The following is a 25,639-nucleotide window of genomic DNA, read 5'->3' as shown; positions in this document are numbered from 1 at the left end:
AGCATCTCGGCGTCAGGAATGGTTCGGACGGAAGCGAGAGCGGTGGGCGGGGATGCACTTTTTCGTCTCTGAGTTGTGCGTATTGAGCTAGATCAAGCGCTCAAGTCCCAGTTCAGGTGTATGGTTACTCTCGCGGTCTTTATGACTAGAGAAGGCTTAAGCGCCATGTCACTTGGAACAATCCGTGCCTATCCGGTCAAGACAGACACCCACTATATGTAGAGCGTCCGATGCGCCGCGCCGACGCCGCTGATTGGCGGCACGTGACCCAACTGAGACCTTGGCGGCGGCGGAAGTCTTTCGGAAAAGCCTAGATTTGGATCGACGCGAGCTGTGAACCGAAGATTGAGCCGGACCGCATGACGGATGGCCTCGGGGCGAGAAGCGATGACGGCTATCCCGAAGCAATCACGCCCCTGAATACAGCATTGACTGGGTATGTTCCGAACCTTCCCGCTGTCGAAGGATGGCGCGATATTGTCATCGCGATGAGCAACAAATTGCCGATGGCAATGCGAGACAATGCATCGCCCGCAATCTTGAGGAGATCAGTCATGGGCAGCACTGCTGACAGGATCAAAGACATTGGGCCACAGCCGCAATCATTCGACATTGAACGCGCGACGAAGGAAAACACAAATTACCGTTCAGTCGCTTGGAGCGGGCGCTACCTGCAAGTGACGCTGATGTCGATCCCCGCTGGCGGAGACATTGGCCTTGAAGCGCATGCGGAGACCGATCAGTTCCTGCGCCTCGACGCTGGCAGCGGCCGAGTGCAGATGGGAGCCGCGAAGGACAAACTGACTTTCGAAAGGGAAGTTTCAGACGGCTGGTGCGTCCACGTTCCGGCGTGGACCTGGCACAACATCACCAATATCGGCGCGACGCCAATGCAGGTCTATGCTCTCTACGCGCCCGCCCATCACACGCCCGACAAGGTGCAGGCGACGGCGGCGGCGGCCGAAGCCGACAAGGACGACGAGCCAGCGGCCTGGTCAGTGCAGCCAAAACATGCGCCCGACAAACACGGGTGACCCAATTGATCTGCAGGAACGGGAGCATTTCAGCTTATAGCGCATTGCCGCCGCAGTAAGAATGGCTACCGCATCCCTATATGTAGTGGGTGTCTGTCTTAACCGGACAGACACGGAACAATCCTCCTTGTCCTTCCTATCCTCTTGCTCATCGGCGCCTTTCCGACTTGGCCGCACAGCGCCAACTGGGGCTACGGTCCATCGGGTCTTCTGGGAACAGTGCTCCTCGTTGTGCTTGTGCTCGTCGTTCTCGGCCGAATTTGAGTTCGTCAACGCACGGAGACTTTGATTTCAGTGCGAATGCGGGACGCTAGCACAGCCAAAGCCTGCGTTATGCCGCCCAGAGGCGTTATTGCTTCAGATTGATAAGCTTAGGAATCGAGTACAAGCTCGCTTCCTAGCTGATGGAAACTATTGCAGTCGCACGAACGAATGTTATCTGACAAACATTTTATAACGAGCGTTATAGACATTATGTGCTGTTGCCGTTATAGTGACGTATTCAACTAAAATAGAACTGTGGTTTCCTTTCAATGGGCTTTCCGGCTCGAAATATAGAAGTTTATTCCGGAACCTTGTGGTCGAACATCAGTTGTCACCCTGGCTGGCTTTAGAGCCATCCTATTTTTGTGGAGTTAAATCATGAGCAGCACAACGGACAAAGTAACTGGCGTCGCCAACGCAACGGTCGGAAACGCCAAGCAAGCCGTCGGCAAGGCGGTCGGCTCCGACAAACTTGAGGCGGAAGGGATTGTCCAAGAAGCCAAAGGTGAAGGCCAAAAGGCTGTCGGCGATGCAAAGGAAGCGATCAAGCACGGCGCGAACAAGGTGGCCGACGTGATCAATAAGAAACTCTAGTCGCAGAGGAAGGCATGGCCGGCCTATCACGGCCGGCCTGTCGCAAAGCGACTTTGCTTATGCTCCCGGTCGATGGCCTCGCATCGGCACATGATTTTTTTGCGGATGCTTAGTAACGAGAATGATCCTGTCGCGAATCGGGCCTCCCCCTTTCGACATTCAGGTTCTGAGCCAAAGCCCGCTTTACGGAAGCCGACGAGCGCGCCTTCACGCGTCGAAGTCGGAATCGGCTCATGCTCATACGATACGGCTATGAATTGACGTTCAATTGCCCGCAGCCGACATTGACGATTTGCCTCCTCGACGCGCATCGCGAGCGGTCCCAGGAGCTGCGCTATGAGACGCCGCCGATGACAATTCCGGCGATTCCGACAGCGACCTATATCGATACATTCGGCAATACGGTGCGGAGATTTATCGCGCCTGCCGGCGACCTCAGGATTACCTGCGACGCCGTCATCGCGGACAGCGGACTGCCGGACCCTGTCGAGCTTGACGCGAACGAGGTTCCCGTTGAGCAATTGCCCAACGAGAGTTTGCTGTTTCTGCTCGGCAGCCGTTATTGCGAAACCGACCGGCTCGCCGACATCGCCTGGGGCCATTTCGGATCGAGCCCGCACGGCTGGCGGCGGGTTCAGGCTATCTGCGATTTCGTCTGCGATCATCTGACCTTCGGCTACGAACATGCCCGCTCGACCCGCACTGCTTTTGAAGCCTACCAGGAGCGGATCGGCGTTTGCCGGGATTTCGCCCATCTCGCCGTGGCTTTCTGCCGCTGCATGAATATTCCGGCGCGTTACGCGAATGGCTTTTTGGGGGACATCGGCGTGCCGCCGGACCCCTCGCCGATGGACTACAACGCCTGGTTCGAAGTCTTTCTCGACGGACGCTGGTTCACCTTCGACGCACGCCACAATACGCCGCGCATCGGCCGCATCACCGTCGCCCGCGGACGCGACGCCGCGGATATTTCGCTCGTGACGTCGTTTGGTCCTCACATATTGAAGACATTCCGAGTCTGGACAGATGAAGTGGACGCGGCTGTTCTGCAGGAACTCCTAAGCCGCAGCGCGCGAACACGAGCTCTGTGATCGAGTGGAGGCGCCCCGACGGGGATCGTTAACTGCAACGTCTACTTGTGTGGTTGACTCCGATAACGGTGGAAAATAGCGAGCAGGAGAATGACCGGAATTGTCACGCCTAGGGCAGCTCTGCGTAAGGGGTCGTTTTGGCGGAACCGCGGGTTTTCTCCTTTTGTAGGCGCTGTCTATCCATTTTTGTAGCGGCAACCGCAGCGACCCTTTGACGGCTTTTGCCGTGTTATGCGGCGAATTTCACCTATTGGCCTCGCTACGCGGGGCGCGCCCGCAACAGGTGGCGGCGGGATATAAAAAGATTGGAGAGCGAACAGGTTACAAACAACCGATGCGCGTTCTTGTCCGGCCCGCGGTAGCGGACCGTGGCGAAGCCGAATACCCGCTTGATGATAAAGAACGCACTTTCGACTTGCTCCGGCTCTTCGCCCGCTCCGCCTCGTCGACGAAGCCATTGCGCCGGCAGAGGTGATTGGTGAAATCCATCGTCCGCGGCACGTGCTCGATGATCACCTTCCTCTGGCCGCGATAGGCCTGATCGCCCCAGACGCGGGTTCCCTTCCCATGCGGGAGATCCGGCAGAAGATGACAGTCGGCGACATTGGCTGGGGGTCGCCACCGCAGAATGAATGAGCTTGGCCTTGCTGTCGACACCAATATGCGCCTTCATGCCGAAATACCATTGGTTCACCTTGCGGGTCTGACTCATGTCGGGATCACGCGCCCGATCCGCATTTTTCGTCGAGCACGGCGCATGAATAATCGTGGCGTGGACGATCGTGCCGGTCGACACTTGCAGCCCATTCACCTCGAGATGCCGATGGACTTCCTCGAACAGACGGCGACCAAGATCATGCGTCTCGAGCAGGTGCCGGAAACGGCAGATTGTGGTCCCGTCAGGCGCCGACTCGCAGCCGAGATCCATCCTGGCGAAATCGCGCATTGTCGCCGAGCCGTAGAGCGCTTCTTCAACGCCGGGGTCGGACAGGTTGAACCATTGGCGCAGCAGTGAAATACAGAGGATCCGCTCCAGCCCGTAAGGAGGTCGTCCATTGCCAGGCCTGGGATAAAAGGGCTAAATCAGCGCGTACATGTCCGCCCATGGTACGAACCGCTCCATATCGCACAGAAACGCCGCCCGCCACGTCGTGTTGCGGTAACATTCACCCCCCCCGCAGAAAATGTCAGCTGCTTCATCGCGCGGACCCATGGTCTCTCGCACAAGCTTAGCTGCTCTACCGCCGAACGGGACCCTGCCCCTTTTGCCGACGCTCCCTAGAGCCAGCGGCGCGGCGGTGGGCTGGGGCCGCGGGGATTGTTGCCCGAATCGGGGGGAGCAGCCGGACCGCCTCTGCCCCTGAGCGTCAAGTAAGCGAGGAGACCCAGGAGCGCGATCATGATCGGCGACCTCCCACCGCTGCTGCCACTACTGCTGGGCTGACGTTGGCCGCGCGGGCCATTCAGCATGCCATTGAAAACATCGCGCAGTCCCATGTCCGCCTCCCGAATGGCCCCCGCCTACAATACTATCTGTGGTCGTGTCGACGCCCTTGCAAGCCGATCGACCGGACGCCACGACCGCGTCCTGACGATCTTTAGAGCCAGCGGCGCGGCGGCGCGTTGGGGTTGCCCGGATCAGCTGGAACGCCGTGGGCCACAAGCCGGTTCCAGATGAACAGGACGAGCAGCGCGCCGACAGTCGCGCCGATGAGCCCCGCGCCCTGGTCGAGCCGGTACCAACCGATGGTCTGGCCGATAAAGGTCGCGACGAACGCTCCAGCGATCCCGAGCATGGTCGTCAGTATGAAGCCGTTCAAATTGTTCGGACCGGGCGAGAGGAAACGCGCGATGATGCCGGCGACGAAGCCGATCACGATGATCCAGATAATGTTCGACATGACGATCTCCCTGTTGCCCTTGCGTCGCCAATGGTAGCACCGTCCGCCAAGACCGCAACACCGATCAAAAGTGTCGCGCAACATTAATTCTTAAGACCGCAGGTCAAAAAGGCAACAATGGGAAGAAGCGAGACAAGGCTCGCGAGCCGCGGGTTTATGAGCGAATTTCGCAGCGGCCCGTTCCTCGGCGGCGCCCGAGTCTGCGAAACGCCAGCAATGAGGATGAGGAGGTAGAGCCAGGCCGCCCACGCTTATACCTTGCATTGATTTGTCCTCCAGCATTCGTCGGTCACCGAAGAACAATGCGGCCTCGATCGATAGAAATAGAGCGCATGGCATGACAAAAAGCTCTACGCGGCGGAGAGTTCAGGCACCCAATTCGGACCGGTGGCGGCGGAATACCGGCTGATCTAGATCAACGACTACAGCTGCTGCGCGCCGTAAAGACACTATGCTTATCATCTCGCCGAGGGGCCAGTGCATGGCTTTTGCGTTTCGTTAGAAGCGAGCCACTGTTCTCATCGGCGCGTTGATCGCTGCCCGACAAAGTGCTTGAACCAGCCATGGAGAATAATCATGAAGAAAACAATATTGCTTGCCGGCGCCGCAATGATGTGTGTGTGCCTTGTCGTTGGACAAACAAATGCGCAGGGTGCTCGACAGTCGATAGAGATCGTCAAGGTCGATGTGCGGGACGTGGCGGCCGGCTATCGGGCGTCCAAGCTCATTGGTAGCAGCGTCTTCAACGAAGCGAACGAAACGATAGGCAAGATTGACGACCTCCTTGTAACCCGCGACGGAAAGGGGCCCTACGCCGTTCTGTCGGTCGGCGGCTTCTTGGGCATGGGCGCTCACTTGGTGGTCGTCCATTACGATAGCCTCAAGTTTGCCGACAACAAGATTGTGCTGCCGGGCGCGTCAAAGGTCGGCCTTAAGGCGCTGCCTGCGTTCGAATACTCAAAGGAGTGATTGTCCGGGGCGTAGGCTCCTTCCTCCGGTTTAGCAGCGTCGGGATTTAGGAGCTCTTCTGGGCACGCTGGGGTCATCGACCGAAGTAAAGATCACCGCCTTGATCATCGGCCACCCTTCGGCAGGACATTGCGCACGTGGCCGAAGCGATCAGCGGCTTGGTACAACATCAAACGCGTGCTGCCGGCCTTGGCGTCTCCGATGCCCTCGGCGACGCCAGGGACAAGATCGCAAGCACGTCCGCCGATGCTCAAAAGCGTATTCGTGCGGCGAGCGGCGAAGTCGAGGCCAGCATTGAGCATCATCCGGTGACGGCGGCGCTGATCGCTTTTGCCGTCCGACTGTCAATCGGTATGTTCGGTCGATTCCGCGGCTGATCGCGCACGAGCCGTAGGCTGAACGGCGCTTGCGCGATTGACCGCTCGGCGTCGTCGCCGGTGGCCCTGTTCGCAGCCGTCAGCCTGGGGTTCGGCGCCTGCGTCGCCTGCGTCTCTCTCCGCGCGCCCTTCGGGCGCGTTGATTAAGCTGAATTGCTTGGACAGCGCCGCCGGTCATCCCGATCAGGGGCGGTTGACTGCAGGCCACCGACCAGCCAGAGCACGACAAGAATGATTAGCACCAAGCCAAGAACGCCGCCGAGCAGCAGGATCACCACGACAATGATCCAAGATCGTAGTCACTTCTCATTTTCCCGTTCTGCGGCTTATTTGCTGCGCCAAGCGCTCCAGTTAGCGTCGTTGTTAACTGCATCCGTCTACTTACGACACCGCATCTCCTAGCGGTGAAAAATAGCAAGCAGGATAATGATCGGGATTGGCACCCCTAGCAGCCAAAGAAGAATCGAACGGCCCATAACGTTTCCTTTCATATTAGCTTGACGATTAACGACGCCGTGACCTAGTATTTCCAAATTCCGTCGCGGAGACCTCCTCCCTCTGTTGCAGCGAGACTCGCGGAGAAAGCCCCTAACAATAGGGAGGCGGTCAACCAGAGGGCAAATCGCGCGCCGGCCTTTCGCGCGCTGTCGACGGCGCTCTTGGCCTGGGCAATCACCTGGGACACACGCTTTTCGGCATCCTCCTGATTCAATCCCGCGCGCGCGGCGACGACCTGCGCCAAATAACTTTGGTCGGCGGGGGAAAACTCCTCCCCACTGCTGAGACGCGCGGTGAAGAGACGATTAAATTCAGCCCGCGCGGCTGCAACGTCAACCGCGTTGCTTCGCGTCGTAGCGGGATTTGCGCGCAACAACAAATCCACGAAGCCGGCCATGGGCCCAGCCGATTGACCGACCATGGACCCGTTTGCTTGTGTAAAGGCCGCCGCCGCGCCGCCAACGATATTTGCTGCCGTGGAAGCTAGCACCGCCGCGCTGAGAACCGTTGCGAATGCCCACGCGAGAAAGCCGTGCGCCGTGTCACGAAAATAAACTTCATGGATATGAACGCCGACCCATTTGGTGCGCAAGCGCCCCGCGAGATAGCCGCCGATGCTGGACGCCATCACTGCGATGATGCAAAGGTACGCCCCAGCGGCGATATTGAATGTTGTGGTGGAGATCCCCGAATTTGCCCAGGGAGAGACCGCGGACAAACCGATACCCGCGCCAAACGCCAGCAGCACTAGCGTTAAGGCCGCGGACGCAACGCCGCCGGCTACAATCGCGGCCCATGAAACGGCATGGTCTTGAGCCTCTTCGGTCTCTTTGTTTCGAGATGGAAGTTCGACGGTCACCATTTCAACCATGGCGTCTTCCGTTCCTGAGTCAAATTCGGAGCTTAACATATCAACCATGGCGTCTCTCCCGGGCTCGCCAGCGCCCATTGGGCGATAAAGTCAAGAAGCGCCTCGTATCAAGCGAGCGAAGTCAAAGCATGTTTGTATTGCCCGTTAGTCGTCATTCCAGCTAGCGCTAAGGGGGCTTTTGGTTAGGCAATGTCCTGACCGCGCCGACGTTCCCGAGGCTTTCATCGGGGGCGTCGCTGCATGGGTGACGCCTCGGTTCCAGTCCATCTTCCGCGATCCCGTCGAAACGATAGCCGAGCGAGGAGTTTCTCTGGCCCATACGACGGTCGTGCGCTGGATAGCACGCACTGTCCCCGAATTCGAAAAGCGCTAGAACCGTCCCACGCACCCTGCTGGGCGGCGCCGGCGAGTCGATGAAACCTATGAAAAGATCGCAAACCGTGAGACTTTCATGGTGACCTTGCCTAACCATTTTCCGCAGGCTTTCCTCACCGTGGCGCGGTCAGCGAAAAACTGCCGGTGTCCCACGCATAATTGCTGCGCGCCGATCGTCTTCAACATGCGAAACAATGCCGCGTCGACGGAAACCCGCATTGATCTTGGTCAAGCTTAAAACAAAAGGATTGCGGGCGCTGGATCCACGTGGCGCGACGAAAGCGCGGCGAGGAGGAGACCTGCCGGACCAGGTCCGCAACCGGCAAGCCCAATTCCGCCTGCTTCAGAACCGCGACGATGCGCTCAACCGTAAACCGCTTCCTCGTCATGGCCAATCTCCCGCTTCAACTCTGGGAAATCCGCCACAAGACCAACTCAAAACCCGGACCATTTCGCCCATGTCACCACAATGTAAAACGCATTAACATTGAACCTGGATCGCCTTTCAGGGTCAGGCCATTGCCGACCTGAATATTGCCGAACGGTGGTTAGCGATCTCTCTGCCGCAAGGTGACGCCGACCTAGCTGGGGATGAGCATCCGCACCGCCGCTGCCCCCATGACCGCCGTCGCGATCCAGCCGAGGATGATGAGCGACCGACTCGCTGTGAAAGCGCCCATCACGGATTTCTTGGAGACCAGCAAGATGATCACAGCCATGAGGGGCACAGCCACGACGCCGTTGATGACCGCGCTCCAGAAAAAGGCCTTCATCGGACTGATCGGGGAATACTGGACACCGAGTCCAGCGAGCACGCTGACCGCTATGATGCCGTAGAACCCGCGCGCGTCGGCCGCCTTCCGTTCAAGGCCTGACTTCCAACCCATAGCTCGGAAAGCGCATAGTCGGTAGAGCCCGCGAGCACTGGCACGCCGATCAAGCCTACACCGAGAATGCCAAGGGCGAAGAGTATGTATGCGAAGTCGCCAGCGAGCGGCCGAAGTGCGCTCGCCGCCTGGGCCGCCGTAGTGATGTCGGTAACTCCGGCCACGTTGAGTGTGACGGCGGTGGCCAGGATGATGAAGTACGCCGTGATGTTAGAGTAAATCATACCGTTCCAGGTGTCCCACCGGATGCGGCGGAGTTCGGCGCTTGCCGCAGCCGCATCGCGAATGAGTGGCGCGGCGCCTTGTTTTGCTTGCATGTCCTCGACCTCTACGGACGCCTGCCAGAAGAAGAGGTAGGGACTGATGGTGGTGCCGAATAGGCCGACGACCACGGCGGCGGCGTCAGAATTCGCCGTGAACCTGGGCAAGACCGTGCGCAGCGCGACCTGACCCCAAGGGACGTGAACCGTGAACAGGACCGCGGCGTAGGCCAGCAGGGAGAGGGTCAGCCACTTCAGGAAAAAGACGTAGCGATGATATGGGACCAAAACCTGCAGAAGCAGCGTTCCGAACACGAAAAACGCCGTCATGAGATGGCGATTGAAGCCTGCGACGAGCTCCGCGACTTCCCCCATGGCGGCGACGTCAGAGGCAATGTTGAGGGTATTGGCGACTAGCAGGAGTAGCACTACGCCCTGAAACACGATGGGCGGAAACGTGGCCTTGATGTTGGCGGCAAGTCCTTTCCCGGTGACCCGGCCGATCCGCGCGCACATGGACTGGACCGCGGACATCAAAGGAAAGGCCGGCGGCATCGTTCAAAGCATGTTGAGACCGAATTGCGCGCCCGCCTGGGAGTAAGTCGCAATGCCACTTGGGTCGTCCTCAGCCACGCCAGTGATAAGACCCGGTCCCACTCGCGATAGGGGGTGTTCCTTCAGGCGGTTCCAAAAAATTGAGGGTGTCCTAGACGATGTGTAAGCAGGTTTCCGTGAGTTTACCTTTACGAGGAGGCTCACATGGCGTACGAAACGACGATAGCTCCGGAACTGCTTGATCAGCTTTTGGCCAATTACGCCAAGCCGGATGATCTGCTTGGCGAGGAAGGGGTTTTCAAGCAGCTGAAGAACGCCTTGATCGACAGGGCTCTCGGGGCGGAGCTGACCGAGCATCTCGCCTACGAAAAAGGCGATCCAGCCGGCCGCGGCAGCGGCATCAACCGGAATGGCGTCAGTTCGAAGACCATTTTGACGGGCGACGGCGAAGTCGAGATCGCCGTGCCGAGAGATCGGGCCGGAACCTTCGAGCCTCAATTGATCCCCAAAGGACAGACGCGCTTCAAGGGCTTTGACGATAGGATTCTTTTAGGCGCGCGGCATGACGGTGCGTGAGATCCAGGGCCATCTCACCGAGCTTTACGGGATTGACGTCTCGCCGGACCTGATTTCCAGGGTCACCGACGCCGTCCTCGATGAGGTCCGTGAATGGCAGAGCCGGCCGCTCGATCCGGTCTATCCGATCGTTTTCTTCGACGCCTTGCGGGTCAAAATCCGCGCTGAGGGGCTCTTCAAGAACAAGGCGGTTTATGTCGCGCTCGCATTCAACGCCAACGACGAGAAAGAGGTGCTGGGTCTTTGGATCGAGCAGACCGAGGGCGCAAAATTCTGGCTCAAAGTCGTCAACGAGCTCAAGACCAGAGGCGTCAACGATATTCTGATTGGGGTCGTCGACGGCTTGAAGGGCTTTCCGGAGGCGATCACGACGGTGTTCCCCCAGACCCTGGTTCAGACCTGCATTGTTCATCTGATCAGGAACAGCCTGGCCTTTGTCAGCTGGAAGGATCGCAAGGCGATCATGCCATCGCTGAAGGCGATCTACCGCGCCGAAGCCGCCGATATCGCGCTGACCCGGCTCAAGGAATTCGAGGCCCAATGGGGCAAGCGTTATCCGGCGATCGGCCCGATCTGGCGTAAGGGCCTGGGAGCATGTGATCCCATTTTTTGGCTTCGGCCCGAGCATCAGAAAAATGATCTACACAACCAATTGCGTTGAGGCGCTAAACCGCTCGCTGCGCAAGATCATCAACACCCGCGGCAGGTTTCCCAATGACGAGTCCGCCTTGAAGCTGCTCTACCTCGCGATAAAAAATGCCGGCCTACGCTGGCGCCGAGAGATTGAATTGACGGCCGCGATGGGGAAATTTGCTATCCAGTTCGGTGATTGCTTTCCAGGCGCAGCGCGTTGACCGTCAAAGAAACCAACCAATCACGGAAGCCCTTAAACAAAATCCCTGACACTCCCGAAGTACGGCCATTGAACGACTAGCAGCGGCGTCACCGGTCCCAGCTTCCAAGGGAAGCTCGGCCTTGACCGTTTGACGCTCCCGACAGCCCGGAAAGCTGGCCGCCTATCCCTTAAAGATTAGAACCAGCGTCCACGGCCGTACCAGCCGCCGCCGCCGAGCAGCAGAACGATAATTACAATGATAAGAAGCGTGGTCGCATCCATGTACGTCTTCCCTCGCTACGCGTGTTCGAAATGCAGCTGTATTGCTCAGACTGGACTCTGACTTTTTAACAACGTTTAGTGGCGCGTCCGGTTCCAAGAGTTGAACGTTCTTCTGAATCTCATGGCTCACTGGATAGCGGGAAAGCGAAAGTCGCGGGTCGAAGCCTTCCCACAAAGGTTAAGTTGACCCATATTCACTGGTCAACCTCCAGCAAAATGGGAGTTGCATGATTAATGAGGGCGGATTCACTCATGTTACGCTTCGGCACCGCGCAAATCACAACAGATCGGTGCAGCGGACAAAGCGGGGAGAGCGAAAGGCCCCGCAGGATACTCTTCTACCTAGTCGTGTGCTTCGAGCAGTTTACTCAGCGGCCACCGCCTCCTTGGTCAGCACCTGGACCACCGCCACCCCCGGCGCCAGCGCCACCGCTCTTCGGAGCGCCGCTTCCGCCGCTGTGACCACCTTGGTCACCACCTGGGCCGCCGCCGCCCCCGGCGCCAGCGCCACCGCTCTTCGGAGCGCCGCTTCCGCCGCTGTGACCACCTTGGTCACCACCTGGGCCGCCGCCGCCCCCGGCGCCAGCGCCACCGCCAGCTTCGGAGCGCCGCTTCCGCCGCTGTGACCGCCTTGGTCACCACCTGGACCGCCGCGTTCGCCGCCGTGAGCACCACCGTGGCGACCGCCACCCCCGTCGTGACGGCCGCCCTGGCCACCACCACCACGACCCGGAGCACTCCAACCATGCCAGCCATGCCCGCCGCCCCAGCCGAGGCCACGCCGCCGAGCATAGCCGCACCAGTACCACCCGGGTCCTTGCCATCCCGCAGGATACCAACAATATCGGCGGCCGCCGAAGGAGAACTGGACATTCTCGATGCTACTCACAGGACCGGCGTCTTGCAGCCCCTTGACCAATGGCGCCGCTTGCGCGTGATCGACATGAAGAGCACTTCCCGCAGTGAGCGAAATCGCCGACGTCGTCACCAGAATGAATGTTCGCACGCGCTTCTCCTCTTGGCTTCCCACGGACGATTCTAACTTTGACTATGATCTGAAGCGTGGCCCCTCGCCGAATTGACGCCGGTGGACTGGTCCCATGCGGAAGCGAGGGGCCTTGGAGGCGGCGGCGCTCGGAGCAACTAATGGCCGCTAAACCCGGCGTCACATTTCGTAACGAAATGATCTTAGGTGGTGCGGCCAGAGATTGTGAATAGGGTTCCTCCCGCTTTCCACACTCAGTTCGGACCTTCGGTCGTTCGTCGAACACCCACGCAGTCCTCCGTAGCGAAAACCTGCGCACCCTGCCGAACGAGCGGCAATCCGCTAGCGGTTCAGCTCGACCTTGGGCAGTTCGATTGTGATGTCGTTCCTCGTCCTTTGATAATAAAAATATCCTAACGCAGCCACCGTAACGACAAGCGCCCCGATGATTGCTATAGTGACTGGCTTCATCGGACTATTCTCCAGTTCTAGTGCTTTCGCCGCTTCACCTGATTCCCAAGATACGCGACGCGGGGGCGCGGCCCGGTGTCGGGGCCACGCCTTCTACGCCAAGGGTTCAACGCGCCTCGGCCGCTTTCATTTGAGGCTAGCATGCCAATCATCGACATCCTTCTTCACCACGTCCTTGGCATGGCCGTAGCGCTCTTGGATCTTGCCTTCGAGCTGATCGCGCTTGCCGGCTATCGCGGCAAGATCGTCGTCAGTGAGCTTGGCCCATTTTTCCTTGACTTTGCCGACAAACTGCTTCCAGTCACCTTCGATACGATCCCAATTCATGAAACACTCCTGTCAGTTGGTTTGCCAGTTGTCACCCGGGGGACAGCGCCCTCCGCGCGAACGGACTTCCGATCGAGCGCCCCTTCGTGTCTGAGCGCGGGACCACTCGAGACTACACTGCATACAGCCTGCTTGTGATCTCTGTTCGGAATTGTGAAACAACGCGATAGACGATATCGGCTCTGTATCCCACTTGCTGGGAATGCAGGCATTATGTCCAGCGCCTGCCGCTACGCCGCCGAAATAGCGGCCCGCTGATCGGTCAGCGGGGGTTCAGGCCGCCGAGGAGCCAGAGCACGACACAACACGACGAGCACCAGCCCAAGAACGCCGCCTAGACCAGCCGTTCCATAGCGGCTGTGGCCGTAGTAACCGGCCTCCGCCGAGCAGAATGATCAGCACAATCACGAATAAAATCGTGCTCATTATCTATCTTCGTTTCAATCGGCGGGCTCCTGCCGCATTAGACCCGAACGAGACCCAGCGAGCGCCGCCATCGTACCTCAGCACCACGCACCGGAAGGTTGGTCGGACTTTGGCCGATCATAGCCGACGGGGCGTCCGGGATGTAGAATTAGAAACTACTTAGGCCGTCGTTTAATTTCCTGCATACGCTAGGACCGCTTGCTCGCCCGCATTGGGCAGCCTGCATCCGATCACGGCCGTCCATCCACGCCGACACAGGAAATATGTACATGCATTCTCTTCGATGCATTGACCTAGATCAATGATCTGGCGCCTGTAATGCGCCGGAGCGACATGGGCCGGCGTGATCGCGATCCTGGATCACAGCTAGGCGGCGCATGTGCAATCCGCTCTGAACGGCGGCTGTGTCGGTTTCTTCCCGCAAGCGGGAGCGCGCACTTGAGGAAGCGATACAATGAGCGGATCGGGAGCGGGGATCCGACCGACGAGGCCTCATGGGTCCACGAAAGGCCTGCCACCTAGGGCTGCTGCGGCTTGCACCACCGTGGCAGTCTTTCAGGGGCTAAGGCTACGCGTGGCGAAAGCCAAGGCGCCAGAGGCCACCTTCACATTCGAGTGCGCTACCTTGCAGCAAATATCCGACGCAGCTCAGCCGCTCGATGACAGTCAACGCCGGCGGCGCGTGCAGTTCCTGCTTTACGATCTGCGGGCGAACGAAAGAAACGAATTTTGAGGCCGGCAGCACTGGTTTGTGAGGCTAATAGCGGCGCGATTGTCACAGGCAAAAATAGTCCATTGATTTAAGTCAATCAGCTTCCGGCGCTGCTATGCAAAAGTTGCGGCGTCTCTTCCTCCATGGGTCGGAAATTTCATGAAGAAACATTTCTTTATAGCGACGACAGTTGCGCTTCTGGCCTTGCCCAACCTTTCCTCCAGCGTCTTGGCCGCGCCGCCCGAACCGTCCGACCGCGCTGGGGCTCATCATCCGCAGTTTTCGGCAGAAGATTTCGCCGCTTTCACAGATGCCCACATCGCAGCGCTGAAAGCGGGCCTTAAACTGACGTCGGCGCAAGAAAAGAATTGGCCTGCCCTCGAAACGACGTTACGCGAACAGGCGAAGGCGCACGCCGCGCTTGCCGCGGAATGGCGTGACAGAGCCGAGGAACCTCATGAGCGTGCAGCGGAAGCGCGTGAAAAGGCCGAGGACCGTCGCGACGTGATCGAAGGCCTACGGCAAGGCGCTAAACACCTGGCGGCGCGCTCTGCCGAACTCGCGGCGCGGTCCACCGAGCTAGAAAAGCTCGCCGATGCGGCAAAGCCTCTCTACGACAGTCTCAATGATGCACAAAAACGCCGCCTCAGGCCTCTTCTGCACGCCGTCGCCGGAAGGCCTTGGCACCACGCGCACGAAGGCTTTCATCCCAGCGAGGATTTCAATGGGCATGAGTTCGATGGGCATGAGGATGCCGAGCACGGCGATCAATAAGCGCCCCATCTGAAACTTTAGGCCGGGCCGCTCTTGTGAACAACCACTGCGCTCGCCAAGGTCGTCGAACCGTTGGATCTTTTAGATGTCTTTTCGATAATCCTGGCCTGCCCTGCACTTGAGCAAAATGAGAAGGAAAAATGCAATGGCCGCTACCAAATCCAAGATTGCAGAACACCACACTAAAGCTGCTGAGCATCATGAAACAGCCGCGCAGCACCACCGCGAAGCCGCAAAGCACCACGAGGCGGGATCGATCGAGCAGGCCGCCCATCACGCGCAGGTGGCGTATGGCCATGGCGCGCACGCCTCGAATTACCAAGAGGAAGCCGCGAAAGCCCACGCAGAGCTTCACGCCAGCGGTAAAAAATAAGTCATTTCGTTCACGAGACCGGTTTCGCCGCGCGTCGATTGGCTTCAGCCTCCGCTTCGTTGTCGCGCGCGCCGCGCCCGAATGTTCGGCGACGCCGAACATGCTTCTGAGGGGCTGTTTAGAAGCCCTTCATCAAATCCTCGAACTGGAGAAATACTAATGAGCACGCTCCTTATCATCCTTATTTTATTGCTATTGTTTGGCGGCGGCGGTGGATATTACGCCTATAACACCTATGGTGGAACGGGCCTTGGCGGCGTGCTCGGCACGGTGGTCGTCATTTTTCTGATCCTCTGGCTCCTAGGCCTGGTCCGCTGAATTCTGCGCGAGAATTAAGAGTCGTCGTTTCGTCGAACAAGTCCGAGCGGCGCTCTTGCCGCGTCGCTCGATTAGACCGGCGCGGGTGTCCTCGGCGGGGCGCGCGTTCGAGCGCCTTCGACTTTATCGCCGCAAGGGCTCCGACGAGCCACGGAGAGAGGCCAGGATTGAAATGTCAAGCCCCGAATTTGAATCTGGAACTGAAGACGCGATCTACTGGTTGCGGGTTTTTCCAGCCGAGCAGACGTATCTTTAAGCATTTGTAGTGGCGGACGTTTTTCTGCTGCCGCCTGACCCCGTCTAAAGTCCCATTTCTTGGGAAACGAAATGGCGGAAAGTCCGCAGCAGCAACGGATCCCGAGGAAGTTGAGTTTCGAGCAGTTTCAGCAATTTGTCTTGCCCCATCTTACCGTTGGGAGCCGGGACCCAGCGCCGAAACTGACCCTGCTGGTGATCTTCAACTACATTTTGCGATTGCTTTATCTGGGCTGCCAGTGGAAAGAATTGCCAATCGAAAAAGGTCAAGACGGCCGTCCAGAAATTCACTACTCGCGTATTTATAGCGCGTTTCGAAAGTGGCAAGCGGACGGCTGTTTTGACGCCGTGTTTGCAGGCTCGGTGTTGAAGCTTCATCAAGCCAATCTCCTCGACACAACTGTCATCCATGGCGATGGTACGACGACATCGGCGAAGAAAGGCGGCGACAACATCGGTTTCAGCGGGCACAAGAAGGTGAAGGGTGACAAGATCGTCGCCTTCTGCGATCGGAATTGCAATGTGATTGCGCCGTTTGTCTCGGCACCCGGCAATCGTAATGAATCGCCGCTGTTGCGAGAAGCTCTACCCCTGGTGTCGCGCATCGCCCTTGCAGTTGGCCTTGACCTACACGGAACGATCGTCAGCTTGGATGGCGTCTACGATTGCCGGAGGAACCGGAAAGCCATTTTCAATCGGGGGATGGTTCCCAATATCAACGCGAACCCCTGTGGTCGGAGAAGCTCCAAACGAGGCCGAAAGCCACTCTTCACTCCTGCCATTTTTAGAGAGCGGTTCAATACCATCGAGCGGGTGTTTGGCTGGGAAGATAAATTTCGTCGCTTGTTGCGTCGGTTCGAACGCCTCAGCCAATTGCACTACGCCTTCAAAGCCATGGCCTATACGATGATCAACCTTGGGCACTTCTGCCAGGGATGATCTTACAGGCAATGGGTTTCATGATGGTCGCACTGCGCCAGGATTTGGCGCGTCTGTTCAACAGTGAGACGCAGGTTCACTGCACGAAATATTTCCAAATGACATTCGTAAAGTCGTGTTTTCGCGAGTTGACTCGCTCAACCGACTCTTCCACTCCGTTGGAATAAGAAACCCGCAACCAGTAGATGGTGTCCAATCTAAGTATTTGAAATTACATCCCGCGATTTCTCATATTCAACTGGATCCCGACACCCAGTCGCCAGTCCGGACTCTCGATTGCCGCCGGGGATCCTGCCGGGATTTCGCGGTCCTCTTCGTTGAAGCGGCGCACAGCCTCGGTTTTGGCGCCAGAATCGTTTTCGGCTATCTTTATAATCCGGATCAGAAACTTGTGGGGTCCGGGGATGCGGGGTCAACCCATGCCTGGGCGGAAGTCTATGTGCCGGGCGCGGGCGGGATCACCTTTCATCCGACGAACTGGAGCGTTGGCGGCTTCAATCTGATCCCCGTCGCCGTCGCGCGCGACATCCGGCAGGCGATGCTGGTGGTTGGCAGTTTCGTCGGGAGGACAGACCCCTTTCAGCGGATGTCAGTGGAACTTAGCGTCACGGCTTAGCACCAAAAGTGTCAATCGCCGTTGAACTTTTAGCCTTGGTCGGCACCCGAATGTTCGACGCCGATCCCCCACCTCACGGCGTCAAAAATTGCACGCCGGGACACACGCAGTTCCGCGGTCGGCTGCTAGATGCCGGCGAATAAATTCCGAGAAATGGAAACCTTGGTCATCTAAAACGTGACGTAACGACCGTGGCTCACTACCCGCGCGCTGATCCTGATGAGCCTCTCTTTGAGGTTCATCGTCGATCAGTCATTGATTGATCGCCTTCGGCATCGCCGACGTGCCCAAGAAATCACTGAGATTGCAGGAAAATGCACAAAGCTGTAGGCGTGCCCCATTAGCGGCAACGGAACGGCACCACAGCCGTGTCATTTGATCGCGCCCTTTCCTTCCTTGATTCATTGCTCACAGGTCCCTCGCTTCTCGTAGAAGGCGAACACATTCGCGGCAGATCGTGTTTTATTTCGTGATGAATCACATCAACGTCGATCTGGAAGTCAGCCGCAGGAGTCACACTTTCGGGGATCTGGAATTACTTCACCATTGAGGCTGCGATCGTGAGTTTCGAAGCGCGGCGACCGCAGGACGGAAGATATCGCCGGCAATTGCCATTGCCATCGGGCTGCTGGCGATTGGCATCTACCAAAAGCCCAGATGGCTAAGACGGTGGCAAGCACCGCGAGGGCCGGCACGATGGCTCCCTTAGGCGAGAGCTTCGGTCCGCGTCGCCGATCGTCGGGTGGCCCGCAAGCAAGTGCAGGCTATCTCGTTAACGCGGGACAAGAGATCCTCACGGTAGAATCCAGAAAGGACCCGGACCCGGCGCGCCGGCCGCGTTACTTCTTCGGCGATGGCGGCGGTGGAGGCACATCGTCACCGCGACCTCCGAAGATGTCCTGCTTCCAGCGTTCGAAGAGGGAATCGGAGATTTTGGAGAGATGCATCTTCTCCGGCCCGATCTCGTGCGCCGCTATTACTTTGCCAAGCGGGCTGGCCACGCCGTCGCCGCTGGCATAGAGCGGCTGCCCGACGGCGAGGTTAGCGGCAAGCCGCTCGGCCTCGGGAGGCGGCACGCGGACGATGGTACCGTCCTCGAGCAGCACGCCGTTGAGGGTGCCGCGCCGATCGTGCAACTGAGCCTTGATGCGACCCTCATCTTCCAACCGCTTCGGTGGGCTAGGCGGGCCCATGTTGGCAACCGTCACGCTGGTCGCGTCATTGGTGACCGATTCGGCGGCCACCATCGGCGTAACGCCGACCTTCGACCCCTGGATTGTCACGGCGTCGCCGGGGCGAATGGAGAACACGAGCTGGGTGGAGAAGTGAGGCGGCCAGAATACCTCGGTGCCGTCTGCCAGAATGAGACCGTCCACCTCGCCGCCCGGTGTGAGCGAATATTGTGCCACCGCGCCTTTGAATATCGACATTTTGGCCGCATCATTGGGCGGCGCCTGCTGCGCCAGCGCAACCCCCGCAGCCCCGATCAGCGTACCGGCCAGCAACGCTAATTTTTGGTGGGAACCGTGCTTATCCATGCCCAATTTCTCCTAAGCGTATGCGCCACAAGTTGCGCTCTGATGGTCTACAAAAAAGGAAAACAATGCGGCATCTGGGGAAAATTGCATTGATCTCGGTCAAGCTGAAAAACAAAAGGATTACCGGCGCTGGATCCACGTGGCGCGACGGAAGTTCGACGAGGAAGAGACCTACGACTTCCGGTGGTGCTTATTGGGGTCTCCGCAGGCCAAAGGTCATGATCGATTGGAAGCGGATTCTTTAGGCTCCGTTCCGATTAAGATCTCGCCAGCGCGTTTAGCCTCGCGGTAGATTTGTAAGGAGGATTATCAATGCGCACATTTGCACTCGCCATCGCTGCGGCGGCGGCTCTTTTATCCCCCTTTCGGCGTTTTCTCAGGGTATTGAGATTGGACCGGGAGGCGTCCACATAGGCGACGAGAGACCGTCTCACACTTGGGGGTGCTATAGGTCCCGGGTCGTTATTGGCCTGGGGAATGAGTCCTTTGAAACTCGTGTTCATCGACCAAACGGCGATCTCGACGAACATGGCGCGCCGCTTCGGCTGGGCGCCGCGAGGCGAGCGTTGCCGCGCGTCCGTCCCTTTTGGACATTGGAAGACGAAGACGCTGATCGCAGCGCTGCGCTTCGACCGCATCGACGCGCCCATGACGATTGACGGCGCGCTCGATGGGACGGCGTTTCTGGCCTATATCGAACAGGTGCTGGCGCCGACGCTTTCCGCGGGAGAAGTCGTTGCGATGGACAATGTCCGCATGCACAAGGTCGCCGGCGTGCGGGAAGCCATCGAGGCGAGAGGCGCAAGCGTCCTGCATATTCCACCCTATTCGCCCGACTTCAATCCGATCGAGAAGCCCTTCTCGAAGATCAAGTCGATCCTGGAGCGCATCTCGGCGCGGACCGTCGACGCTCTCCAGGCGGCGGTCGGCGAAGCGCTGCGAAGCCTCACCCCGCAAGAGTGCATGAACTACTTCGCGGCATCCGGCTATGACGCGATTTGATCGGATAATGCTTTAGGCCCACTATCAAATCCAAAAGTAAACAGCTTTAATGATCTTGGGATTATGGGTCCAGGACCGCCAAGACTCTCTACGCCGGAGTGACCGGAGAACTCCAAATCATAAGCAGGATGGGAGAAGATCATGCAGACTGCGCCTCTGAAGATTACTCGTCAATTTCACATATTCTGTCATGTTTGGAGAGTGGCCTCGGGACTTCAATTAACAACGGACCGCAGGTAACCGATTTGTTTGTAAGCTTGACAAAGATCAATGCGGTCGTCTGACCATGCTGCATTGTTTGCCTTGACGTAAGCCGTCACGCAGCATGTAGGGGTGGGACATCCGCAGTCTTCCGTTGACCACGCCTCGGAGCCGCGCTCCTGCGGAAACACCCAAACGGGAGACTCCCGGATGAAACCTATCACTATTGTAATCATTGGCGCGCTGCTTGTTGCGTTGGCCGTGGTTGGATACCTTTATTATCAGAGAACGAATAACGACATCACAATCCAACTACCAAAAGTCGAGTTCAAGCAATAAGATCTTGGTCGAAATAGACGCGCATTGGCCACAGGGCCATTTTAGCGTCACCTCGACATCATAAAACAGCTGGGAGACAGAAGTCATGCAGAAGAGCATTGCGTCCTGCCTTGCGACCATGGGCATTGCGGCCGCCGTAGTCCTTCCTTCGGCCTATGTCGCTTATGGTCGGAGCGATCGAGCAGAACGGCCCGCTTTTTCGATCAGCCAATGGGTCGACCATGCCGACGCGGGCATCGCCGACCTCAAGGCGAACCTTCGCCTGTCGGCCGAACAAGCCAAACATTGGCCCGGCCTTGAGTCTGCGCTGCACGATATCGCGGTGAAGCGCGCCAAGAGTTTGGCAGGCGAGCGCGATGGTCAAACCGGCAACGCCTCCAGCGAATCATCCGCCCCCGCGTCCCCTCCGGCGGCAGAGGAAGACAAAAACGTTGAGGCCCCGAGGGAACGGGACGCACGTAGTAATATGGCGCCGGACGACATTGAGGAGATGCGGCGCGAGGCCGATGCCCTCACTGTGCAGTCCGCAAATCTGCGACAAATCGCCGATGCAGCGAAGCCGCTCTATGACTCCCTTGACGACCAGCAACGCCGACGGCTCGTGCAGTTCGTCCATAACGTTTTGCGGGGCGACGAAGCGGAGGATTCGCGCGACCGGCGCCGCTGAGTGAGATGCGCTCGGTAAACAGGGGATAGACCATCGCCGTTGGCGAGTCTCTCGATTCGGTCTCCGATCAAGCTTGGATCCACTCTGACTACAGGCGTCTGTTCGTTGCGATCGGAAGCCCAAAAGCTATTGGAAACTGGTCATGACTTTGAATGCAATTCAACGTTTGACGAAGAATTTGAGCGGCGGGTCAAGAACAAGACATTATGCAATTGGAGGGAAGCCGCAGCCATGTCGCTATATGCGTTGCCGGCCTCATAAGCCAGCGGTCCTTGATGCCTGCCTAAGCGACCGTGAGCGCCGGCCCAGCGGACTCGTCACTGTATTATCGATGGCGGTCAGGCAGCGAGCCCCGCGCCAGCATAACGCCAAGACAAGCCTCTGCTGCACTATGCAGTTTAACGACCCTACACCGACCGGGAAGACGCGATGACTGGTGTGCAGATAGCACCACACCCTGGCGCTCTCCTTGTTATCAAGTTAAATTCAAGGAGAGCCGCGAAACCGATAAATTATCATTGCTCTACGCGCAATTCGGATGCACCCTCACTAAGCAAACATCTATGGTCTTGAAGGAGGAAGAGATGAAATTCATAAGAATAGTCGTTCTAGCGGCCTGCGCCGCCTATGGCGCAATCATAGGCGGCGCCAACTTGGCCCAAGCCACGCCAATGAACGGCGTCGGCCTGGCGGCGCCGGCGGTGCTGACTCTCGAAAAGCCCATTGCAGATGCGTTCCCTGTCGAAAAGACATACTACTACTACCACAGACGGCATTATTATCATCCTTATTACCATCGCCGGTATTATCACCGCTATTACCATCACCGGTATTATCACCACCGCTATTGGTAGGGAAGCGAAACGCGGATAGCGGTGTTCACGTCCCCGTTTGCCCCCGTCAGCTCCAGCAAAACCCGCCACTTCATTCCATTCCCCCGCTCAATAACGACCGGAAACTTATAGCACCCCCAAGTTTGAGACGGTCTCAAACCCGACAGGTTGCCCGACGGTCAAGCCTAAAATAGGCATTCCATTTGCACCTGATTTCTACACGGGCAGGCGTTTAACCAAGAACGGCGGCGAACGAAGAGAAGCGCATCCTGAATTATTACTGGTCGGCGTCGAGACCATCGCGCAAAACCTGCGCCTTTGAATGGGCGCTCGAGGATGTTGACAGGCGGATGATTGGGAGTGCTGGCGCGGCAAGGGCGCATTCTGGGTAGATCGCGGCTATGGCATGCGGGGATTTGAGGCAGGGTGCCGAGTCCATATTTTTGGCTTAGAAAAACACACGCGCCAACCGGCGCCCCCGCGTCAGAGACGGGTGGGCGCCGGTTGGGTCACAAAAAGGTTTCGAGCGCGTTACCCCTTAGTTTCCCTGGGAAGCGGGTCCGGTCTTCGCGATCGCTGGCCAATCGGGGTATGGGTAGGACTTGTCGCTCGCGGTTTTCGTATCCTGCTGGCGAGCGCTTTGATCCGCCGCGGCAGGTTTGATCTGCGAAGCGCCCTCTTGAGAAGAGCCCTCTTTCTTGGTGGGGGAGCGGCCCGTAACGGCTTCGAGCGCGCGCTCGGCCTTCTCTAGAAGGCCGGGTTCGCTTTTGTTACCGCTCGAAGCATTCTGCTCGGCGGCCTTCTGCTGATCGGCTCCGTTTTGCGGTGATGGTTCCGCAGTCTTCGCGATCGCCGGCCAATCGGGGTATGGGTAGGCCTTATCGCTCGCGGTTTTCGTATCCTGCTGGCGAGCGCTTTGATCCGCCGCAAACCCGACGGCCGGCGCAAGCACGAACGCTACCGTGTACATAGCTGTTATAAGCTTCATAGAAGAACTCCTGTCTTGTCCAGAGTGTCGGCCCTGTCTATTCAGTGTGCCGGGCGAGAGGACGATTACGCCGAATTCTCTCGCCCTAAACGAAGACCAGCCGATGACAGTTCGCACTGAGGGTTTAGTGCGAGCGGCTTTTTCGGCGGCACGTAAGGTCCGCTCAGCGATCGAGCCCGCTCCCAATCCGTATCACACGCGCTCGGATCGCGGGCTTCCGCCCCGTTGTGGAACCAAAAAGAGAGATATAACGCCGGTGTTCGATCTACCTTTCCGATGCCCGCAGCGGGACAACAAAGCCTCTGCGACATGCTGGCTCTTACAGCGTTCCTCGTGGTTCCGCTTACGCTGGTCGAGACATAGCACGCGCGCAATGATGGACCTCTGCCAGGTCGTTAGCAATTGTACTTCCGCGGAAATGGGATGAGGCGCTCGGAATGGCCCGATTTCTTGATGCGCTATAAGTATAAATCGCGAAGACAACGTGTACCACTGATTTCGTCGGCGCGCGCCTCGAAGATCTGCAATAGGGTGCGGTGGCGACCTTCAAAATTCTCGAGGACATCAGCCAGTTGCCTGGCTGCCGTCTCGCGATCGAGCGCCAATACCCGCTCAACGATGTGGTTCGCACGCGCCTTGTCGGTGGGATTGAGCTCCCGCAGCTCGGTCTCGCTGGCTTGAATGGGCGCACGACCGCTCGCGCCGGATCAGGGCGGAGAAAGGGCGCCTTTAGGAGAAAGTCTTGCCGGACAAAGGGCGGGAAACTCGACGCTGGCGCAGCACCAATAGCCTCGAAGAGCAGAAGCGCCCGCCGGGGGGGATCGGCGGGCGCTTCTGACCAGAGAGGGGCTAAAGGGGGACCAGAGCCCCGCCCTGCGCAACCGAACTTTCGACAGCTGCTAGTATCAAGTTGCACTCAGCCCGGGATTAAGACTGTACAAAATTGCTCACATCTCAAATTAAGTTACTCATATCTCGCAAGGGATGTCTGCTGATTGTCTCCGCATGCCAACGCGTTGGAGAAATGAGCGCATTTATGTCTCGATATGCGGCTCGTCGTGCAATACGACATTCAACAAGGAACTGTGGACTTCAATGTGGCCATTGTAGTGAATGAAGCCCAGCTTTCGAAATTTGTTCATGAAGAAACTCACGCGGGACCGCGTCGTGCCGATCATCTCCGCAAGCGTCTCCTGGCTGATTTTTGCGATTATCGGCTCTGGTTTGCTTTCCTTGCCAAAGTTCGCCAACAGTAAGAGCAGTCGGGCGAGACGTTTTTCGCTCGAATTAAACAGCTGATCAATGAGGTCGGCTTCGACGCGGATGGTTCGACCCAGAAGATGCGCGATGAACATCTCGGAGAACGCCGGTTCCTCATGGATCACGCGGACAACAGCCTCTCTTTCCAATCGCATGATGACGGAGTCCGTCATCGTCGCGGCCGTCGCTATGCGCAGCGCCTGCCTGGCCAGACATCCTTCGCCGAAGAATTCGTTCGTTCCAAGAATTGCGACGACAGCCTCCTTGCCTTGCTCCGAAACGACGGCGATTTTCACCTTGCCCTTCTGGATGTAGAACACCGCATCGGCAGGGTCTCCCTGGCAAAAAACAGTCTGGTCCTTGTGGTACTTCCCAATGCTTCGGCCCTCGCCAACCTTGGCGAGAAAAGATTTCGGATTGAATGACGGGCGGCGGTTAGTCGTCATAATGGCCTCTCGTGCCGCAGGTGTCTGGAGAGCAAATCCTCTCTTATCATAAGATTTTTCGCGCCTAAAGTCGCGGCATGAGCAATTTTGAACAGATCGCCGTTCTGCCGTCTGCTACTTGAGCTTCGAAACCATAAGAAGAGTAGCATAGCTGCACCATAGCCATCTCACCTATTCAGGGGCTTCACTAGGTCTTGGAGGAAAAAGCATGGACAGGGACCGGATCGAGGGATCGGCCAAGGAGCTCGAAGGCAAAATCAAGGAGGCTGCCGCCAAGGTGCTCGGCGACGCCAAACTAAAATCGGAGGGCAAGGCCGACCAAGCGGCTGGAAAGGTCCAGAACGCTGTTGGCGGCGTTAAAGACACGCTCAAGGGGAAGTAATCGCGACGGCGAGGTTCTCGTTGCCCGAAATCGCAAGCGTCGCATTGCTTTCGACATGTGCCGGAAAAAGTTCGAGCACGTTGCCAGCGACGGCGATCGGCGGCAGTCATCGGATATCTTCAGGGCTCAAATATCCGAAGCGCTTTCAGCGCGTCGAACGTCGAAACTCATTGATTGTATTTTTCAAGGTGAGATGGGTCATGAGCACAATTCTGATTGTCCTCCTGCTGCTGCTCGCCGTCGCGTTCTGGTTGTTTGACGAACTACATAGCGGCTGACCGGCCTTTTGGCGACATATCCTCAATGAGCCGCGCTCGTCTAAGTCCGCAATGGTGGGCGACGAAGAGGTTCGGAAAAGATCCGGCAACTTATCGAGTGGCCCTTGGGGTGGCGAAGACGGCTCAAATCAGATGAGCTG

Annotated in this window: 22 protein-coding genes and 6 pseudogenes; 17 read left to right on the top strand and 11 right to left on the bottom strand. The window is 58.0% G+C overall.

Annotation, left to right across the window (positions count from 1 at the left end; translation table 11 throughout):
* Positions 1-554 precede the first annotated feature (554 nt).
* The 4 genes from RZS28_RS19720 to RZS28_RS19705 all read left to right on the top strand — a co-directional run bounded on the left by RZS28_RS19720 (position 555) and on the right by RZS28_RS19705 (position 2,983).
* Positions 555-1,034, top strand: coding sequence for a cupin domain-containing protein (locus RZS28_RS19720; RefSeq protein ID WP_318655285.1), 480 nt, complete (start codon positions 555-557; stop codon positions 1,032-1,034).
* 120 nt (positions 1,035-1,154) lie between these two features.
* Positions 1,155-1,298, top strand: coding sequence for a DUF3309 family protein (locus RZS28_RS19715; RefSeq protein WP_318655284.1), 144 nt, complete (start codon positions 1,155-1,157; stop codon positions 1,296-1,298).
* 378 nt (positions 1,299-1,676) lie between these two features.
* Positions 1,677-1,892 (top strand): CsbD family protein, encoded by a 216-nt coding sequence (locus RZS28_RS19710; protein ID WP_318655102.1) that lies wholly within the window; start codon positions 1,677-1,679, stop codon positions 1,890-1,892.
* A gap of 233 nt (positions 1,893-2,125) precedes the next feature.
* A complete protein-coding gene (locus tag RZS28_RS19705; protein ID WP_318655101.1) occupies positions 2,126-2,983 on the top strand; it encodes a transglutaminase family protein in 858 nt (285 codons plus the stop codon).
* Positions 2,984-3,242: 259 nt separating this feature from the next.
* Here the strand turns inward: RZS28_RS19705 and RZS28_RS19700 are convergent.
* Positions 3,243-4,183, bottom strand: a pseudogene (locus tag RZS28_RS19700) (IS5 family transposase).
* Positions 4,184-4,581: 398 nt separating this feature from the next.
* On the bottom strand, positions 4,582-4,884 hold the full coding sequence (locus RZS28_RS19695; protein WP_318655283.1) for a GlsB/YeaQ/YmgE family stress response membrane protein: 303 nt from the start codon (positions 4,882-4,884) through the stop codon (positions 4,582-4,584).
* A 576-nt stretch (positions 4,885-5,460) separates the two neighbouring features.
* Here RZS28_RS19695 and RZS28_RS19690 point away from each other — a divergent pair.
* Together RZS28_RS19690 and RZS28_RS19685 are read left to right on the top strand one after the other, a co-directional pair.
* Entirely contained in the window at positions 5,461-5,853 is a 393-nt protein-coding gene (locus RZS28_RS19690) for a PRC-barrel domain-containing protein (protein ID WP_318655100.1), read from the top strand.
* Between the two features lie 137 nt (positions 5,854-5,990).
* A complete protein-coding gene (locus tag RZS28_RS19685) occupies positions 5,991-6,230 on the top strand; it encodes a hypothetical protein (protein ID WP_318655099.1) in 240 nt (79 codons plus the stop codon).
* Positions 6,231-6,750: 520 nt separating this feature from the next.
* Here RZS28_RS19685 and RZS28_RS19680 read toward each other — a convergent pair.
* Together RZS28_RS19680 and RZS28_RS19675 are read right to left on the bottom strand one after the other, a co-directional pair.
* Positions 6,751-7,647 (bottom strand): hypothetical protein, encoded by an 897-nt coding sequence (locus RZS28_RS19680; RefSeq protein ID WP_318655098.1) that lies wholly within the window; start codon positions 7,645-7,647, stop codon positions 6,751-6,753.
* Between the two features lie 908 nt (positions 7,648-8,555).
* Positions 8,556-9,817, bottom strand: a pseudogene (locus RZS28_RS19675) (NRAMP family divalent metal transporter).
* Positions 9,818-9,880: 63 nt separating this feature from the next.
* Between RZS28_RS19675 and RZS28_RS19670 the strand changes: the two are divergent.
* Positions 9,881-11,106, top strand: a pseudogene (locus tag RZS28_RS19670) (IS256 family transposase).
* A 627-nt stretch (positions 11,107-11,733) separates the two neighbouring features.
* Here RZS28_RS19670 and RZS28_RS19665 read toward each other — a convergent pair.
* The 3 genes from RZS28_RS19665 to RZS28_RS19655 all read right to left on the bottom strand — a co-directional run bounded on the left by RZS28_RS19665 (position 11,734) and on the right by RZS28_RS19655 (position 13,152).
* On the bottom strand, positions 11,734-11,961 hold the full coding sequence (locus tag RZS28_RS19665; RefSeq protein ID WP_318655097.1) for a hypothetical protein: 228 nt from the start codon (positions 11,959-11,961) through the stop codon (positions 11,734-11,736).
* Between the two features lie 735 nt (positions 11,962-12,696).
* Entirely contained in the window at positions 12,697-12,825 is a 129-nt protein-coding gene (locus tag RZS28_RS19660; protein WP_318655095.1) for a hypothetical protein, read from the bottom strand.
* Positions 12,826-12,951: 126 nt separating this feature from the next.
* On the bottom strand, positions 12,952-13,152 hold the full coding sequence (locus RZS28_RS19655) for a CsbD family protein (protein WP_318655094.1): 201 nt from the start codon (positions 13,150-13,152) through the stop codon (positions 12,952-12,954).
* 1,366 nt (positions 13,153-14,518) lie between these two features.
* Between RZS28_RS19655 and RZS28_RS19650 the strand changes: the two genes are divergently transcribed.
* From RZS28_RS19650 to RZS28_RS19630, 5 genes and pseudogenes are all read left to right on the top strand, one after another.
* Positions 14,519-15,064, top strand: a complete 546-nt coding sequence (locus RZS28_RS19650) for a Spy/CpxP family protein refolding chaperone (protein WP_407341194.1) — start codon at positions 14,519-14,521, stop codon at positions 15,062-15,064.
* Positions 15,065-15,209: 145 nt separating this feature from the next.
* Positions 15,210-15,437 carry a hypothetical protein gene (locus RZS28_RS19645; RefSeq protein WP_318655092.1) on the top strand — a complete coding sequence of 76 codons (228 nt, stop codon included), beginning with the start codon at positions 15,210-15,212 and terminating at the stop codon, positions 15,435-15,437.
* 159 nt (positions 15,438-15,596) lie between these two features.
* Positions 15,597-15,755: a DUF3309 domain-containing protein gene (locus RZS28_RS19640; protein WP_318655091.1), complete on the top strand. Its 159-nt coding sequence runs from the start codon at positions 15,597-15,599 to the stop codon at positions 15,753-15,755.
* 327 nt (positions 15,756-16,082) lie between these two features.
* Positions 16,083-16,949: a transposase gene (locus RZS28_RS19635; protein WP_318655090.1), complete on the top strand. Its 867-nt coding sequence runs from the start codon at positions 16,083-16,085 to the stop codon at positions 16,947-16,949.
* 241 nt (positions 16,950-17,190) lie between these two features.
* Positions 17,191-17,565: pseudogene (locus RZS28_RS19630) on the top strand (transglutaminase family protein); the annotation flags it as partial.
* 839 nt (positions 17,566-18,404) lie between these two features.
* Here the strand turns inward: RZS28_RS19630 and RZS28_RS19625 are convergent.
* Positions 18,405-19,103, bottom strand: a complete 699-nt coding sequence (locus RZS28_RS19625; protein ID WP_407341193.1) for a hypothetical protein — start codon at positions 19,101-19,103, stop codon at positions 18,405-18,407.
* Between the two features lie 477 nt (positions 19,104-19,580).
* Here RZS28_RS19625 and RZS28_RS19620 point away from each other — a divergent pair.
* The 3 genes and pseudogenes from RZS28_RS19620 to RZS28_RS19610 all read left to right on the top strand — a co-directional run.
* A pseudogene (locus tag RZS28_RS19620) lies at positions 19,581-20,105 on the top strand (IS630 family transposase); the annotation flags it as partial.
* 625 nt (positions 20,106-20,730) lie between these two features.
* On the top strand, positions 20,731-21,312 hold the full coding sequence (locus tag RZS28_RS19615; RefSeq protein WP_318655087.1) for a hypothetical protein: 582 nt from the start codon (positions 20,731-20,733) through the stop codon (positions 21,310-21,312).
* Between the two features lie 584 nt (positions 21,313-21,896).
* Positions 21,897-22,166, top strand: a complete 270-nt coding sequence (locus RZS28_RS19610; RefSeq protein ID WP_318655086.1) for a hypothetical protein — start codon at positions 21,897-21,899, stop codon at positions 22,164-22,166.
* 517 nt (positions 22,167-22,683) lie between these two features.
* On the opposite strand, the gene RZS28_RS19605 is transcribed toward RZS28_RS19610, so the two are convergent.
* The 3 genes and pseudogenes from RZS28_RS19605 to RZS28_RS19595 form a co-directional block, all read right to left on the bottom strand.
* A complete protein-coding gene (locus tag RZS28_RS19605; RefSeq protein ID WP_318655085.1) occupies positions 22,684-23,133 on the bottom strand; it encodes a hypothetical protein in 450 nt (149 codons plus the stop codon).
* Between the two features lie 494 nt (positions 23,134-23,627).
* Positions 23,628-23,920: pseudogene (locus RZS28_RS19600) on the bottom strand (hypothetical protein); the annotation flags it as partial.
* Between the two features lie 247 nt (positions 23,921-24,167).
* Entirely contained in the window at positions 24,168-24,839 is a 672-nt protein-coding gene (locus RZS28_RS19595) for a Crp/Fnr family transcriptional regulator (RefSeq protein WP_318655084.1), read from the bottom strand.
* Between the two features lie 208 nt (positions 24,840-25,047).
* Between RZS28_RS19595 and RZS28_RS19590 the strand changes: the two genes are divergently transcribed.
* Together RZS28_RS19590 and RZS28_RS19585 are read left to right on the top strand one after the other, a co-directional pair.
* Positions 25,048-25,221, top strand: coding sequence for a CsbD family protein (locus RZS28_RS19590; protein ID WP_318655083.1), 174 nt, complete (start codon positions 25,048-25,050; stop codon positions 25,219-25,221).
* Between the two features lie 20 nt (positions 25,222-25,241).
* Positions 25,242-25,499 (top strand): hypothetical protein, encoded by a 258-nt coding sequence (locus tag RZS28_RS19585; RefSeq protein WP_407341192.1) that lies wholly within the window; start codon positions 25,242-25,244, stop codon positions 25,497-25,499.
* Positions 25,500-25,639 lie beyond the last annotated feature (140 nt).

The sequence above is a fragment of the Methylocapsa polymorpha genome (assembly GCF_045689225.1).
Taxonomy (GTDB): Bacteria; Pseudomonadota; Alphaproteobacteria; order Rhizobiales; family Beijerinckiaceae; genus Methylocapsa; species Methylocapsa polymorpha.
This window is presented reverse-complemented; position numbering and strand designations above follow the sequence as displayed.

Bases quoted from the DNA above. Each gene is read 5' to 3' on its own strand.
- RZS28_RS19595 (WP_318655084.1), bottom strand. From the start codon at position 24,839: ATGACGACTAACCGCCGCCCGTCATTCAATCCGAAATCTTTTCTCGCC.
- RZS28_RS19640 (WP_318655091.1), top strand. From the start codon at position 15,597: ATGAGCACGCTCCTTATCATCCTTATTTTATTGCTATTGTTTGGCGGC.
- RZS28_RS19680 (WP_318655098.1), bottom strand. From the start codon at position 7,647: ATGGTTGATATGTTAAGCTCCGAATTTGACTCAGGAACGGAAGACGCC.
- RZS28_RS19705 (WP_318655101.1), top strand. From the start codon at position 2,126: ATGCTCATACGATACGGCTATGAATTGACGTTCAATTGCCCGCAGCCG.
- RZS28_RS19615 (WP_318655087.1), top strand. From the start codon at position 20,731: ATGCAGAAGAGCATTGCGTCCTGCCTTGCGACCATGGGCATTGCGGCC.
- RZS28_RS19590 (WP_318655083.1), top strand. From the start codon at position 25,048: ATGGACAGGGACCGGATCGAGGGATCGGCCAAGGAGCTCGAAGGCAAA.
- RZS28_RS19710 (WP_318655102.1), top strand. From the start codon at position 1,677: ATGAGCAGCACAACGGACAAAGTAACTGGCGTCGCCAACGCAACGGTC.
- RZS28_RS19655 (WP_318655094.1), bottom strand. From the start codon at position 13,152: ATGAATTGGGATCGTATCGAAGGTGACTGGAAGCAGTTTGTCGGCAAA.
- RZS28_RS19635 (WP_318655090.1), top strand. From the start codon at position 16,083: ATGGCGGAAAGTCCGCAGCAGCAACGGATCCCGAGGAAGTTGAGTTTC.
- RZS28_RS19660 (WP_318655095.1), bottom strand. From the start codon at position 12,825: ATGAAGCCAGTCACTATAGCAATCATCGGGGCGCTTGTCGTTACGGTG.
- RZS28_RS19645 (WP_318655092.1), top strand. From the start codon at position 15,210: ATGGCCGCTACCAAATCCAAGATTGCAGAACACCACACTAAAGCTGCT.
- RZS28_RS19720 (WP_318655285.1), top strand. From the start codon at position 555: ATGGGCAGCACTGCTGACAGGATCAAAGACATTGGGCCACAGCCGCAA.
- RZS28_RS19625 (WP_407341193.1), bottom strand. From the start codon at position 19,103: ATGGATAAGCACGGTTCCCACCAAAAATTAGCGTTGCTGGCCGGTACG.
- RZS28_RS19695 (WP_318655283.1), bottom strand. From the start codon at position 4,884: ATGTCGAACATTATCTGGATCATCGTGATCGGCTTCGTCGCCGGCATC.
- RZS28_RS19610 (WP_318655086.1), top strand. From the start codon at position 21,897: ATGAAATTCATAAGAATAGTCGTTCTAGCGGCCTGCGCCGCCTATGGC.
- RZS28_RS19605 (WP_318655085.1), bottom strand. From the start codon at position 23,133: ATGAAGCTTATAACAGCTATGTACACGGTAGCGTTCGTGCTTGCGCCG.
- RZS28_RS19690 (WP_318655100.1), top strand. From the start codon at position 5,461: ATGAAGAAAACAATATTGCTTGCCGGCGCCGCAATGATGTGTGTGTGC.